Source organism: Polaromonas sp. P4_H1, assembly GCF_056400945.1.
In genome coordinates this window covers 74,599-88,072 of record NZ_JBFUKG010000005.1, presented here as the reverse complement: position 1 = coordinate 88,072, position 13,474 = coordinate 74,599, and the positions used below count along the sequence as shown (strand labels likewise).

11 protein-coding genes are annotated in these 13,474 nt (G+C 63.2%); 5 read left to right on the top strand and 6 right to left on the bottom strand.

Annotation, left to right across the window (positions count from 1 at the left end; all coding sequences use genetic code 11):
* Nucleotides 1-90: 90 nt before the first annotated feature.
* From pepN to AC1DS5_RS08735, 3 genes are all read right to left on the bottom strand, one after another.
* Nucleotides 91-2,811: an aminopeptidase N gene (gene pepN, locus AC1DS5_RS08745; RefSeq protein WP_477717858.1), complete on the bottom strand. Its 2,721-nt coding sequence runs from the start codon at nucleotides 2,809-2,811 to the stop codon at nucleotides 91-93.
* A 54-nt stretch (nucleotides 2,812-2,865) separates the two neighbouring features.
* Nucleotides 2,866-3,970, bottom strand: a protein-coding gene (prfB, locus tag AC1DS5_RS08740) for a peptide chain release factor 2 (RefSeq protein ID WP_477717857.1) whose coding sequence is annotated in 2 segments (ribosomal slippage) — nucleotides 2,866-3,888 and nucleotides 3,890-3,970 — 1,104 coding nt in all. Because the reading frame shifts where the segments join, the coding sequence is not laid out codon by codon here.
* Nucleotides 3,971-4,693: 723 nt separating this feature from the next.
* On the bottom strand, nucleotides 4,694-5,635 hold the full coding sequence (locus tag AC1DS5_RS08735; RefSeq protein WP_477717856.1) for an alpha/beta fold hydrolase: 942 nt from the start codon (nucleotides 5,633-5,635) through the stop codon (nucleotides 4,694-4,696).
* Nucleotides 5,636-5,734: 99 nt separating this feature from the next.
* On the opposite strand from AC1DS5_RS08735, the gene AC1DS5_RS08730 reads away from it, so the two are divergent.
* Nucleotides 5,735-7,549 carry an acetate--CoA ligase gene (locus AC1DS5_RS08730; RefSeq protein WP_477718004.1) on the top strand — a complete coding sequence of 605 codons (1,815 nt, stop codon included), beginning with the start codon at nucleotides 5,735-5,737 and terminating at the stop codon, nucleotides 7,547-7,549.
* Between the two features lie 139 nt (nucleotides 7,550-7,688).
* Here the strand turns inward: AC1DS5_RS08730 and AC1DS5_RS08725 are convergent, their stop codons facing one another.
* Nucleotides 7,689-8,366: a YiaD family glycine zipper/OmpA-like lipoprotein gene (locus AC1DS5_RS08725; protein ID WP_477718003.1), complete on the bottom strand. Its 678-nt coding sequence runs from the start codon at nucleotides 8,364-8,366 to the stop codon at nucleotides 7,689-7,691.
* A gap of 239 nt (nucleotides 8,367-8,605) precedes the next feature.
* Here AC1DS5_RS08725 and AC1DS5_RS08720 point away from each other — a divergent pair, with 239 nt between their 5' ends.
* The 3 genes from AC1DS5_RS08720 to plsY all read left to right on the top strand — a co-directional run bounded on the left by AC1DS5_RS08720 (nucleotide 8,606) and on the right by plsY (nucleotide 10,968).
* Nucleotides 8,606-9,670: an aldo/keto reductase gene (locus AC1DS5_RS08720; RefSeq protein WP_477717855.1), complete on the top strand. Its 1,065-nt coding sequence runs from the start codon at nucleotides 8,606-8,608 to the stop codon at nucleotides 9,668-9,670.
* A gap of 123 nt (nucleotides 9,671-9,793) precedes the next feature.
* Nucleotides 9,794-10,285, top strand: coding sequence for an aminoacyl-tRNA deacylase (locus AC1DS5_RS08715; RefSeq protein WP_477717854.1), 492 nt, complete (start codon nucleotides 9,794-9,796; stop codon nucleotides 10,283-10,285).
* Between the two features lie 44 nt (nucleotides 10,286-10,329).
* A complete protein-coding gene (plsY, locus tag AC1DS5_RS08710) occupies nucleotides 10,330-10,968 on the top strand; it encodes a glycerol-3-phosphate 1-O-acyltransferase PlsY (protein ID WP_477717853.1) in 639 nt (212 codons plus the stop codon).
* Nucleotides 10,969-11,019: 51 nt separating this feature from the next.
* Here the strand turns inward: plsY and AC1DS5_RS08705 are convergent, their stop codons facing one another.
* The gene (locus AC1DS5_RS08705) at nucleotides 11,020-11,631 is read right to left on the bottom strand and encodes a retropepsin-like aspartic protease family protein (RefSeq protein ID WP_477718002.1); all 612 of its coding nucleotides are present in this window, start codon (nucleotides 11,629-11,631) and stop codon (nucleotides 11,020-11,022) included.
* Between the two features lie 137 nt (nucleotides 11,632-11,768).
* The gene (locus AC1DS5_RS08700) at nucleotides 11,769-12,254 is read right to left on the bottom strand and encodes a YajQ family cyclic di-GMP-binding protein (RefSeq protein ID WP_477717852.1); all 486 of its coding nucleotides are present in this window, start codon (nucleotides 12,252-12,254) and stop codon (nucleotides 11,769-11,771) included.
* An 85-nt stretch (nucleotides 12,255-12,339) separates the two neighbouring features.
* Between AC1DS5_RS08700 and murB the strand changes: the two genes are divergently transcribed.
* The gene (gene murB, locus AC1DS5_RS08695; protein ID WP_477718001.1) at nucleotides 12,340-13,404 is read left to right on the top strand and encodes a UDP-N-acetylmuramate dehydrogenase; all 1,065 of its coding nucleotides are present in this window, start codon (nucleotides 12,340-12,342) and stop codon (nucleotides 13,402-13,404) included.
* Nucleotides 13,405-13,474 lie beyond the last annotated feature (70 nt).

Genomic DNA, 13,474 nt, shown 5'->3' with positions numbered 1-13,474 from the left:
CCGCGGAACCGGCTTAGCCGGGCCGCAGGCGCAGCGGCCCCCTCGGGGGGCAGCGCAGTACACGAAGTGACAAGCGTGGGGGCCATATATTCAATCGGCCAGTGCGCGCGTGACGACTTCGAGCGTGTCCTTGCTCAGGTCGGTCTTGGCCGCGACCCGGGCAATCGCTTCGCGCGCTGCGCTGCGGTAAGGCTCGGCCAGTTTGCTCCAGCGGTCAAGTGCACGGGCCAAGCGGGCCGCCACCTGGGGGTTGATGGCGTCGAGTTCCATCACGCGGTCGCTCCAGAACACGTAGCCGGCGGCGTCCGTGCGATGGAAGGCCGCCGGGTTGGCCTGGCAGTAGGTGCTGATGACACTGCGGGCGCGGTTGGGGTTGCGCAGGCTGAAATCAGGGTGCTTCATGAGCTGCCTGACGGCCGGCAGGATGTTGCCGTTGCGGTCTGGCGCGCCAGCCTGCAGGCCGAACCATTTGTCGATGACGAGTGCCTCGTCCTTGAACATGGCGTGGAACTTCGCCAGCGCCTGGGCCGCCAGCGGGTGGCCGCTGGAGACCAGGGCGGACAGTGCGTTGAAGCGGTCAGTCATGTTGCCCGCATCCTTGAAGCGCTGCAGCGTCTTGCCGGGCCACACGGTATCTCCGGTGGTCATCGCGGCCAGGCAGAGCTGGGACAGGGCCATGCCCGCCAGCGCGCGGCGGCCTGACGAGGTGGGGTCGGGTGTATAGGCGCCTGTGCCCTGGTTGGCTTCGTAGACTTGCTGCCAGTCGCCGGTCAGTGCCACGGCGAGCTGCTGGCGCATGGCCTCGCGCACCGCGTGGATGCGCTGCGGGTCGACCACGTCGAGCTGCTCGGCCAGGTAGCTTTCCGAGGGCAGGGTGAGCACCAGTTCCTTGAACGCGGCATCCAGCCCGGGGTGGTGCAGCACGCTGCGCATGGCCGCCACATAGGCGTCATCGAGCGGCGCAGCCCCCACGGGATAGGCGACGGCAGCGATTGATTTGGTAGCGCGCCTGACGGCCAGCCGCTGGCCGGCTTCCCAGCGGTTGAAGGGGTCGCTGTCGTGGGCCAGCAGGTGCAGCAGCTGGGCGTCGGTGTAGTCGAACTCCAGCACCACCGGGGCAGTGAAGCCGCGCAGGATGGACGGCACGGGCTCGGCATCGACATTCACAAAGGTCAGCGTTTCACTGGCTTGCGTGAGCACCACGGTGCGTGATGTTCCCGCGGCAGCGGTTTCGTGGGCCAGTTGCAGGGGCAGGTCGGTGCCGTCTGCGCCCAGCAGGCCCAGGCCCACGGGAATGACGAACGGCTCCTTGACCGCCTGGCCGGCGGTCGGCGCGCAGCTTTGGGACAGCGTCAGGGTGTAGGTGCGGGCGGCTGCGTCATGCACGCCCTGGGCATGCACGCGCGGTGTGCCGGCCTGGCTGTACCAGCGCTTGAACTGCGGCAACAGGCGCGCCAGGTCAGACGCCGGGTTGGCATCGGCAATGGCTTGCGCAAAGTCGTCACACGTGACGGCTTTGCCGTCGTGCCGCTCGAAGTACAGGGTCATGCCCCTGGCAAAGCCTTCGCGGCCTACCAGGGTCTGCATCATGCGCACGACCTCGGCGCCTTTTTCGTAGATGGTGACGGTGTAGAAGTTGCTGATCTCGATATAGCTGTCGGGCCGCACCGGATGGGCCATCGGGCCCGCGTCTTCCGGGAACTGGGCGGTGCGCAGCACACGCACGTCTTCAATGCGCTTGACGGCACGGGCCGACGCCTCGCCGCACAGGTCCTGGCTGAACTCCTGGTCGCGGAATACCGTCAGGCCTTCCTTGAGGCTGAGCTGGAACCAGTCGCGGCAGGTGACGCGATTGCCGGTCCAGTTGTGGAAGTACTCGTGACCCACCACGCTTTCGATGTTCGAATAATCGGTATCGGTGGCCGTCGCCTGATTCGCCAGCACGTACTTGGTGTTGAAGATGTTCAGGCCCTTGTTTTCCATGGCGCCCATGTTGAAGTCGCTGGTGGCCACGATCATGAACCGTTCCAGGTCCAGCGGCAGCCCAAAGCGGGCTTCGTCCCAGGCCACCGAGTGCATCAGCGAGTTCATCGCGTGCTCGGTCTTGTCGAGGTCGCCGGGGCGCACATAGACCTGCAGCGTGTGTTCCTTGCCGGCGCGCGAGGTGATGCGCTGCTCGCGGCTGACCAGTTGGCCGGCCACCAGTGCAAACAGGTAGCTCGGCTTTTTGTGCGGGTCCACCCATTTGGCGAAATGGCGCGGGCCGTTGGTGCCGTTTTCCAGCATGCCTTGCTCCACCAGGTTGCCGTTGGACAACAGCACGGGGTACAGGGCCTTGTCGGCGCGCAGCGTGACGCTGTAGCTCGCCATCACATCCGGGCGGTCCAGGAAGTAGGTGATGCGCCTGAAGCCTTCGGCCTCGCACTGTGTGAAGAACGAGTCGTTGCTGACGTAGAGACCCATCAGCTTGGTGTTTTTGGCGGGGCAGGTGGTGGTGAAGATCTCCAGCTCGAAGTCATCGGGCAGGTTGTCCAGCACCAGCCGGCTGCCTTCCATCCTGAACGACGTGCCTTGCCCGTTGACCAGCACGCGGGCGAGATTCAGCTCTTCGCCGTCGAGCTTCAGTGGCTGGGCCGGCACATCCGGGTTGCGGCGCAGCTTCATCTTGTTGAGCACGCGCGTTTTGGCCGGGTCGAGGTCAAAACACAGGTCGACGGTGTCAATCCAGTAAGCGGGCGCCACATAGTCGGCGCGGTTAACTACCACGGCGGGCATCTGTCCGTTTTCTCTGTCATCTGGCATTTGCAGCATGTCGGGTTCCTGAAAAAATGGTTTGTTGTTGGTGATGAACGTCGGCGGCCGTCGTCAGACGCCCTGCTTCAGGGAAGCTTCGATAAACGGGTCAAGGTCGCCGTCGAGCACCTTTTGCGTGGCCGAGGTTTCGTAATTGGTGCGCAGGTCCTTGATGCGGCTCTGGTCCAGCACATAGCTGCGGATCTGGTGGCCCCAGCCCACGTCGGTCTTGCTGTCTTCGAGCTTTTGCTGTTCGGCCTGACGCTTGCGCATCTCGTGGTCATACAGGCGCGAGCGCAGGCGCTTCCAGGCCACGTCGCGGTTGCTGTGCTGCGAGCGGCCGTCCTGGCATTGCACCACGATACCGGTCGGGATGTGCGTCAAACGCACGGCCGAGTCGGTCTTGTTGATGTGCTGGCCGCCGGCGCCGCTGGCGCGGAAGGTGTCGGTGCGCACGTCCGAGGGGTTGATGTCGATCTCGATCGAGTCGTCAATCTCGGGGTACACAAACACCGAGGCAAACGAGGTGTGGCGCCCGCCGGAGGAGTCAAACGGTGACTTGCGGACCAGCCGGTGCACGCCGGTTTCGGTTCGCAGCAGGCCAAAAGCGTATTCGCCCTCGATCTTGATGGTGGCGCCCTTGATGCCGGCCGTGTCGCCCGCGGTTTCGTCTTCAATGGTGGTCTTGAAGCCCTTGCGTTCGGCGTACTTGAGGTACTGGCGCAGCAGCATGCTGGCCCAGTCACAGGCTTCGGTGCCGCCGGCGCCGGCCTGAATGTCCAGAAAGCAGGGCAGCGGATCGGCCGGGTTGTTGAACATCCGGCGGAATTCCATCTTTTCGACTTCGGTGGCCACCTTGCCGGCTTCGCCTTCAATGGCCAGCATGCCGGCTTCGTCGCCTTCGCCCTTGGACATCTCGAACAACTCGGTGTTGTCGGCCAGTTCCTGCGTGAGCCGGTCGATGACATGCACCACGTCTTCAAGCGATTTCTTTTCCCGGCCTAGTTCCTGCGCGCGCTTGGGGTTGTCCCAGACCTTGGGGTCTTCGAGCGCGGCGTTGACTTCGTGCAGTTTTCGTTCTTTGGCAGGGTAGTCAAAGATACCCCCGAAGTTCGTTTACCCGGTTGCTCAGGTCTGCGAGCTGGTTGCCGATGATGTTGATGCGTTCTGCGTCCATGAGTGTTCAATCCTGAAGGGTGGGCCGTTTGGCCGTTTTTGGCCATTGGGCGGTCTGGCGAATGATCTGGCGATTTATGCCACTTAACTCGTGATTTTCTCACGAGGATAGCCCCCGCGCTCCAATACGGTTCAGTTAGCACACCGCGTGCAGTGCCGCTCATCTCCTTCCCCCGCTGGGGGAAGGCCGGGATGGGGGCTCACGGCGTGGGCGTCGGGCCGCCGTGTTGACCTGGTCGCCGCTGGCCCCCACCCCAACCCTCCCCCGGAAGGGGAGGGAGTTTCACGGGTTTTTGATTGAACCGCATTGAACCGTATTGGGGCCAGAGGCGATACGGTTCAGTGAGTACACCGCGTGCAGTGCCGCTCATCTCCTTCCCCCGCTGGGGGAAGGCCGGGATGGGGGCTCGCGGTGTGGGCGTCGGGCCACCGCGCTTAGCTGGTCGCTACTGGCCCCCACCCCAGCCCTTCCCCAGCGCGAAGGAGCTTCACGGGTTCTTGACTGAACCGTGTTGAACCGTATGGGGCCAGAGGCAATACGGTTCAGTGAGCACGCCGCGTGCAGTGCCAATCGTCTCCTTCCCCCGCTGGGGGAAGGCCGGGATGGGGGCTCACGGCGAGGGGGGTGGACCGCCGCGCTTAGCTGGTCGCCGCTGGCCCCCACCCCAGCCCTCCCCCAGCGGGGGAGGGAGCTTCACGGGTCCTTGACTGAACCGTGTTGCCCTTAACCCAGGAAATCCTCGATCAGCCTGGCCAGCTGTTCGGGCTGGTCATGGTGCAGCATGTGGCCCGCATCCTGAACCACGGCCACCTGCGCCTGGGGTATCTGCTTGAGCCTTTCGTGGTACTGCGCCAGGGTGTAGGCGCTCTTCCACCAGGTGGCCAAGGAGTCGTCGGACGCCTCAATGGCCAGCGTGGGCGCGCTGATCTGCCGGTATATCTCCAGCGCCTCATCCAGCCGGTACAGGTGCGCGCTGGTGATCTTGTGTGCAGCGTCGCCCAGAATCCGCCATTTGCCGCTGGCGTCGGGGCGGGCCCAATGGCTGGCCAGCCAGCCGGCCTTGTCGGGTGTCAGCCGGGGGTTGGTCCGCATGAGCCGGCGCGCCACGCCGTCCACGTCGTTGTAGGCCTTCAGGTCGAGTTCGCCCCGGTGCAGGCTTTTGAGCTCATCCATCCATTTCGCATAGCGCGCGGGGGCCTGGCTGGGTTTGCTGGCCGGCAGGCCAAACCCTTCGAGGTTGACGAGCTTGCGAATGCGTGCCGGCCGCACGCCGGCGTAGAGCATGGCCACATTGCCGCCCATGCTGTGCCCCACCAGGTCCACCGCCTGGCCGGCCGCATAGTGGTCCAGCAGAAAGTCCAGGTCGGCCAGGTAGTCGGCAAACCAGTAGTTGTCCGTTCGGCCTACCGAGGTGCTTGAGCCAGTCTGGCCGAAGCCGCGCCAGTCGGGCGCAATAATCGTGCGGCCCTGCGCAAACGCGTCTGACAAGGCATCGACCATGAACTGGTAGGAGGCCGCGACGTCCATCCAGCCATGCACCAGCACCAGCGGCGGGCGGGTGGCGGCGGAGGCGGGGCCAGCTGCGGCTGGCCAGACCTGGACGTGGTAGCTGAGCCCGCGTATAGGGACAAACTCGCTGCGGAAAGAACGTTTTTCTTTGTACATTGGGTCCTCATCATAAGGAGGACCGAGTTGAAACGCAGTCAAAACAGGGACAAGCCCGCGGGAGGGCCGCCGGGCCCGGCGGCAGACCACTACGCAGCCATGCACAGCGGCTTTCGCTGGCAGGTCCCTGAGCACTTCAACATCGCCGAAGCCTGCTGTGGCCGCTGGGCCCGGGACGGGAGCGACGGGCGGAATGCTGCAAAAAAAATAGCTATACGCGAGCATAAAACGGGGGCTCGCACCACTTTTTATACCTACCAGGCGCTGCAGCAGGCGGCTGACGCGCTCAGCCATGCGCTGGCGGGCCTGGGCGTGCAGCGCGGTGACCGCGTCGCCATCGTGATGCCGCAGCGCTTTGAAACCGCGGTGGCCTACATGGCGGTGTTCCAGATGGGGGCGGTGGCCATGCCGCTGTCCATGTTGTTTGGACCCGATGCGCTGGAGTTTCGTTTGCAGGACAGCGAGGCCGTGGTAGCCATCTGCGATGAAAGCGCCATCGCCAGCATCCAGTCGGTGAGGCCGCAGTGCCCGGCACTGCGCACCGTGGTTGCAGCCGGCGCCGCAAAAGGCCAGGGCGATATTGACTATGAGACCGCTTTGGCGGCGCAGCAGCAAGCCTTCACGGCCGTCAGGACAAAGGCGGAGGATGCGGCCATCCTGATCTACACCAGCGGCACAACCGGCCCGCCCAAGGGCGCGCTGCTGCCGCACCGCGCGCTGATCGGCAACCTGCCGGGTTTTGTTTGCAGCCAGAACTGGTTCGGATTTGATGGCAAGGCCAACGCGGGGACTGACGCCGTCTTCTGGAGCCCGGCGGACTGGGCCTGGACCGGTGGCTTGATGGATGCCTTGCTCCCCACCCTGTATTTCGGCCGCCCCATCGTCGCGTTCAACGGCCGCTTCAGTCCGGAGCTGGCGTTCACGCTGATGGCAGGGGAGGGTGTGACGCACACCTTTTTGTTTCCGACCGCACTCAAGGCCATGATGAAGGCCTACCCGCGGCCCCGCGAGCATTTCCAACTGAAACTGCAGGCCATGATGAGCGCGGGCGAAGCGGTGGGCGATGCCGTGTTTGCCTACTGCCAGGAGCAACTGGGCGTGACGGTCAACGAAATGTTTGGCCAGACCGAAATCAATTACGTGGTGGGCAACTGCAGCATGAACAGATTTGCTGGAGGACATTTTTCCGACGGGCCGCCCCTAGGAAAAATAGCCCACTCGGGGGGCAGCGAAGTACACGCAGTGACAAGCGTGGGGGCCATTGGCTGGCCAGCGCGCCCCGGCAGCATGGGTAAAGGCTACCCCGGCCACCGCGTGGCGGTGATTGATGATGAAGGGCAGGAGTGCGCTGTCGGCGTGCCGGGCGATGTTGCGGTGAACCGTTATGACATCCATGGCGACCCCGACCCGATTTTCTTCTTGGGCTACTGGAAGAAGGACGCTGCGACACAGGCCAAGTTCACCGGCGACTGGTGCCGCACCGGCGATCTGGCCCGCCGTGACGCCGAGGGCTACCTCTGGTACGAGGGCCGGGCCGACGATGTCTTCAAGGCGGCCGGCTACCGCATCGGCCCCGGCGAAATCGAGAACTGCCTGGTCAAGCATCCGGCGGTGGCCAATGCGGCGGTGGTGCCCAAGCCCGACAGGGAGCGGGGCGCCGTGGTGAAGGCCTATGTGGTGCTTGCTCCTGATTTTGTAGCTGAACGCTATCGTTTTTCAGAGGCTACAGGGCAATTCGATCTGGACATGACGGCAACGCTGCAGGCCCATGTGAAATCCATGCTGGCCCCATACGAGTACCCGAAGGAAATCGAATTCATTGACGCCCTGCCGATGACAACCACCGGCAAGGTGCAACGGCGCGTGCTGCGCCTGCAGGAAGAAGAGCGCTTTAAGGCACAGTCATCAACCTGATCCAGCCATAAAAAAAGCACTCCAAGGAGTGCTTTTTTGTTCCGGCAGGCGCCGCGGATCTGGCTACGCCAGTCCGCAGGCGCCGTCCCCTGCAAGGGGAAAGGGCGCTACACGCAGTGAGCGTCAATAGGGGTGTACCTTATTTCGCTGCGACCTGCTCGGCCACATAGATCTCGACACGGCGGTTTTTGTCGCGGCCTTGCTGCGTGTTGTTGTCGGCAACCGGCTCGCGGGAGCCGCGGCCATCGGTTGCGATGCGGGTGCGGGCCACGCCGCGGCTCACTAGGTAATCGCGGGCTGCATTGGCGCGGTCTACGGACAGCGGGTTGTTGATCGCGTCAGAACCAGTGCTGTCGGTGTGGCCGATGATGGTCACCGTGGTGACCGCGTTCTGGTTCAGGCTGGTCGCAAAATGATTGAGAACAGGCGCGAAGTTGGGCTTGATGGCGGCGCGGCCCACGTCAAACGACACGTCGCTGGGGATGTCCAGCTTCAGGCGGTTGTCTGCGGTCTGGCTGACGGCTACGCCGGTGCCGGCCGTGGCTTTTTCCATCGCAGCTTTTTGTTCCTGCATTTTCTTGGACCAGATATAGCCGCCACCTGCGCCGACGGCGCCGCCGAGCACCGCACCGGTTGCCGCGCCTTTTGAACCACCGGTTGCCGCGCCCAGCACCGCGCCAGCCAAGGCGCCAATGCCCGCGCCCTTGGCCGTGTCCTGCTGGGTTTCGCTCATGTTGGCGCAACCGGAGAGGCCGCCAATGGCGAGTGCCGCGGACGTCAGGGCTGTGATGGCTAGTTTGTTCACGTTCATGTTCATGTTCATGTAAATGCTCCTCATGGATATTGATTGGTTCGGCAGCGCACCAGAGCGCTGGCAGGACGATGGTAGACCTTTGAAAGGTGACGATTTGTAAGACAAGCGCGCGACTTCGGCACGGGCGGATAGGCCTTGAAGCCTTAAACTAGCCGTTTTTCGAGTGCTGTCATCGCAGACCAGGTGATGGCTTCGCGCTCCCGGTAACCGGGGGCCTTCCGCATTCTTCAACTGAAATTCTCATGAATAAAGTTCAACTCGGCGCCAGCGATCTGCAGGTCACCCCCATTTGCATGGGCACCATGACTTTTGGCGAACAGGTAGATGAAGCCACGGCGCACGCCATCCTGGACCGGTCTTTTGAGCGCGGGATTAACTTTCTGGACACGGCGGAGATGTACTCGGTGCCGGCACGGGCGGAGACCTTTGGCGCCACTGAAACCATCATTGGCAACTGGTTCGCCAAAAATCCCGCGGCCCGCAGCAAGCTGGTGCTGGCCACCAAGGTGGCGGGGCCGGCGCGCGGCATGTCCTGGATTCGCGAGGGCAGCCCGGACCTGACCGCGGCGGATATCACCCAGGCCTGCAATCACAGCCTCAAGCGGCTGAAGACCGATGTGATTGACCTCTACCAGATCCACTGGCCGGCCCGCCATGTGCCGGCCTTCGGCATGCTGTATTTCGAGCCGGCCAAGGACAAGGCGGTGTCGTCCATCCATCAGCAGCTGGAAGCGCTCGGCGGTCTCGTCAAGGCGGGCAAGGTGCGCGCCATCGGCCTGTCCAATGAAACCCCTTACGGCGTGCACGAGTTCGTGCGCCTGGCCGAACAGCACGGCCTGCCCCGTGTGGCGACCGTGCAGAACCCTTTCTGCCTGGTCAATCGCACCGTGGAAAACGCCTTGGATGAAACCATGCACCGCCTGGGTGTTTCGCTGCTGGCTTATTCACCGCTGGCCTTCGGCCTGCTGACGGGCAAATACGACGAGTCGGGCACGGAAGGCCCGCAGGCGCCCAAGGAAGCGCGCATCGCCAGGTTCGAGTCGGTGCGCAAGCAGCGCTGGGGCCGCCCGGAGGCGCTTGCAGCCGCGCGGCGCTACAACGCGCTGGCGCGTGCGCATGGCCTGACCCCGACGCAGCTGGCGCTGGCCTTTTGCTACACCAAATGGCAGGTCGCCAGCACCATCATCGGCGTGACCTCGGTCGCGCAACTGGACGAGGACCTGGACGCCTGGGGCATCACGCTGACGCCCGACGTGCTGGCCGAGATAGACAACATCCGTTGGGAAACGCGCGACCCGGCGCTGTGAGCTCCACACATGTTTCAGCGCCTGTGATCCGCGAATTGCAAGTTCGAGCCGTGGAACCGGCTTTGCCGGGCCACAGGCGGGCGGCTACCTCGGGGGGCAGGGAGCTACACGGAGTGAGCGACCGTGGGGGCTAAGAATCACGTCAGCGAAACGCCGGCCACGCACTTCCTGAGTACCAGCAAGGTCGACTTCACCGAGCACCCTTACGAGTACCTGGAGCACGGCGGCGCCCAGCACAGCGCCGAGGTGCTGGGTTTTGATCCCTTCACCGTCGTCAAGACTTTGGTCATGCAGGACCAGGACGGCAAGCCCCTGCTGGTGTTGATGCATGGCAACCGCAAGGTCTCGACCAAAAATCTTGCGCGCCAGATCGGCGCCAAATCGGTCGAGCCCTGCAAACCCGAAGTGGCCAATCGCCACAGCGGCTACCTAGTGGGCGGTACCTCGCCTTTCGGAACGCGAAAGCCCATGCCTGTCTACATCGAGGAAACCATTCTGGCTTTGCCGCGGATCGCCATCAACGGGGGCCGGCGCGGTTACCTGGTGGGCATCGATCCGCAGGTGTGCGTTACGCTGCTGGGTGCAAAATCGGTGCAGTGCGCACTTAACGAATAATCAGACGAATAACCAGACAAATCAAATAACAAGAGGACAAGACATTGGTTTACGCATACTCACTCGGCGCAACGTTTGCGGCCTACCTGCTCGGCTCGCTGTCTTTTGCAGTCATTGTCAGCAAGGTGATGGGCTTGCATGATCCCCGCAGCTACGGCAGCAAAAATCCGGGTGCGACCAACGTGCTGCGTTCCGGCAACAAGGTGGCGGCGGTGGCCACCTTGCTGCTTGATGGCTTGAAGGGCTGGCTGCCCGTGATGCTGGTCCGGTGGCTGGGTCGCGACTACGGCCTGGGCGACGGCACCGTAGCGGCCGTGGGCTTTGCGGCCTTTATCGGCCACCTGTACCCGGTGTTTTTCCACTTCAAGGGCGGCAAGGGCGTGGCCACGGCCGCGGGTGTGCTGCTCGGGATCAGCTGGCTGCTGGGCCTGGCAACCCTTGCGACCTGGCTGATCGTGGCGTATTTTTCGCGCTATTCCTCGCTGGCGTCCCTGGTCGCCGCAGTCTTTGCGCCCCTGTACTACCTCTTTGGTGACCGGACTGCGTGGTACGTGGACAAAGGCATCCTGGTCGCCATGTTCGCCATTAGCGCGTTGCTCGTGTATCGCCACCGCGAGAACATCAGCAAGCTGCTCAAGGGCACCGAGTCCAAGCTGGGCTCCTCGGGCAAGACGGCGCGATAGCACCGCAACTGCGCCGGTGCGTGAATGCCGGTGGGTTGTGTGTGGACAGGTCTAGTACCGCTTGTCCAGCGTCATCTGGCTGTTTTCCCGCTTCATCTGAAAGCGCGTCAGAAAGCTGTTGCCCAGCAGCAGGTAGGGCATGGGCTCGGGTGTTACCACAGCCGCCACGTCGTACACCTCCACGTCGCCGATGCGCACGGAGTTGAGCTGGATGCGAAAGCCCTGCGTGTTGCCGTTGGCGGTGGAGATGCGCACCGGCTGCCCGTTTTTGTAGTTGATGCCCGCGCGGTCGGCGTCTGCGACGCTCATCGCAATACTGGTGGCACCGGTATCGACCATGAATTGCACGGCACGGCCATTGATTTGCCCGGCGGTCATGAAGTGGCCGCCGCCGCTTTCCGTCAGGATGATGCGGGTGCCGCGGCCTGCAGAGGCGCCGCTCCCGCCCGTGCTCACCGGCGCGTCGCCGACCCGCAGGGTGTGGCGTTTGCCGGATTGCTCTATGACGGCCTGGTCGCCTGAGGTGGAAATGACCTTGACCCCCTGGTGGGTCTCACCCGCCGCCACAGACTTTGGCGTGCTGCCATCAACCACCAGCAGGGCCTTGCTGCCCATCATGCCGGCCAGCGCCACCGACTGGGCATAAGCCGCGCCGTGCAGCATCGCAAACGCCGTCAGCAGCCCAGCCACAACGGAAATACGCGGGGAGGGCAAAGTGCGCCGCGCCGGGCCGCCCCAAGCAAGCACAGCCCCCTCGGGGGGCAGCGCATTACGCGAAGCGAAAAGCGTGGGGGCCATGTTCAATCCCTGAAGTTGTCAAAGCTCAGAGGAAGATCTTTCATGTCCGTCCGGATCAAGGCCATGGCGGCTTGCAGGTCGTCGCGCTTGCTGCCCGTGACACGGACTTTCCCTTCCTGGATGGCGGCCTGCACCTTCATCTTGCTGCCTTTGATGAGTTGCTGGATTTTTTTGGCCTGCTCGGTTTCGATGCCGTCGCGTACCTTGGTCACCTGCTTGACCTTGTCACCACCAATTTTTTCGATCTTGCCGACATCCAGAAAGCGTATGTCCACGCCAGCCTTGGTGAGTTTGTTGCGCAACACGTCGTTGATCTGATCGATCTGAAAATCACTGTCGCCAATCAGCGTGATGTCCTTTTCTTTCAGCTCGATCGAGGCGGCGGTGCCTTTGAAGTCAAAGCGGGTTCCGATTTCCTTGCTGGTGTTTTCAACGGCATTCTTGACCTTGACCATATCGGTTTCTAAAACGGTATCAAAGGAGGGCATGATGCGGGTCTTTGCTAGAAGTAAGAGAGAAGGACAGGTGAAAAAGGGGGGCGTAGAGGGCGGGCAGGGATGAGACAATCCCATGATGTTAGTCGAGAAAAACGTTCCGCTCCAGCATTCCAACAGCTTTGGCATTATGGCCAAGGCGCTTTCCCTCGTCCGGGTCAGTGCCGAGTCCGATATTGCCGCCGTGCTGCAGGATGACGCGCTGCGGGCCATGCCCAAGTTTGTGCTGGGCGGCGGCAGCAACATCGTGCTGACCGGTGACGTCAAACCCCTGGTGCTCAAGGTGGAGATCATGGGCAAACGCCTGGTCGGCGAAACCGCCAAGGCCTGGATCGTGGAGGCCGGCGCCGGCGAGAACTGGGACGACCTGGTCACCTGGACCCTGCAAATGGGCTATCCGGGCCTGGAAAACCTCGCATTGATTCCGGGTACCGTCGGTGCGTCGCCTGTGCAGAACATCGGCGCCTATGGGGTGGAGTTGCAGGACCGCTTCGAGTCGCTTGATGCCGTGGACCTGACCACCGGCCAGCGCTTTACCCTCAATGCCGCGCAGTGCGCGTTCGGCTACCGCGACTCCGTGTTCAAACACACCAGCATCGCCACCAGTGCGGGCACGCCCGGTTTCGGCCTGGCGGGCAAGGCGCTGATCACCCATGTGCGGTTTTCCCTGCCCAAGGCCTGGAAGGCCGTGCTGGGGTATGCCGATATCGAGAAAAAGATGCAGCAGTCCGGGGTCACTGCGCCGGATGCGCAGCAAATCCACGACTGGATTTGCGAGGTCCGCAAGGCCAAGCTGCCCGACCCGCGGGTCATTGGCAACGCCGGCAGCTTCTTCAAGAACCCGACCGTCTCGCCCGAGCAGTGCGCCGACATCATCCAGCGCGAGCCCAAAATTGTTCACTATCCGCTGGCCGACGGAACGGTCAAGCTGGCGGCCGGCTGGCTGATCGACGCCTGCGGCTGGAAAGGGAAATCCGTGGGCAATGCCGGTGTCTACGACCGGCAGGCGCTGGTGCTGGTGAACCGTGGCGGTGCGAGCAACCCGGTGACGGGCGGTGAAGTGATGACCCTGGCCAAGGCCATCCAGACCAGCGTGTATGAACGTTTTGGCATCCTGCTGGAGCCTGAGCCCGTCGTCGTCTGACGCTTGCAAAAAATCAGGCCGCCCGGAGGCGGCCTGATTGGATGCAGCTATCTGCCAGTTTCCTGGCACG

What these genes read in the sequence shown, in the direction of transcription:
- AC1DS5_RS08705 (WP_477718002.1), bottom strand. Translation starts at nt 11,631, where the DNA reads ATGCTGCACGGCGCGGCTTATGCCCAGTCGGTGGCGCTGGCCGGCATG.
- AC1DS5_RS08720 (WP_477717855.1), top strand. Translation starts at nt 8,606, where the DNA reads ATGAATAAAGTTCAACTCGGCGCCAGCGATCTGCAGGTCACCCCCATT.
- AC1DS5_RS08730 (WP_477718004.1), top strand. Translation starts at nt 5,735, where the DNA reads ATGCACAGCGGCTTTCGCTGGCAGGTCCCTGAGCACTTCAACATCGCC.
- AC1DS5_RS08735 (WP_477717856.1), bottom strand. Translation starts at nt 5,635, where the DNA reads ATGTACAAAGAAAAACGTTCTTTCCGCAGCGAGTTTGTCCCTATACGC.
- murB (WP_477718001.1), top strand. Translation starts at nt 12,340, where the DNA reads ATGTTAGTCGAGAAAAACGTTCCGCTCCAGCATTCCAACAGCTTTGGC.
- AC1DS5_RS08725 (WP_477718003.1), bottom strand. Translation starts at nt 8,366, where the DNA reads ATGAACATGAACGTGAACAAACTAGCCATCACAGCCCTGACGTCCGCG.
- pepN (WP_477717858.1), bottom strand. Translation starts at nt 2,811, where the DNA reads ATGCTGCAAATGCCAGATGACAGAGAAAACGGACAGATGCCCGCCGTG.
- AC1DS5_RS08700 (WP_477717852.1), bottom strand. Translation starts at nt 12,254, where the DNA reads ATGCCCTCCTTTGATACCGTTTTAGAAACCGATATGGTCAAGGTCAAG.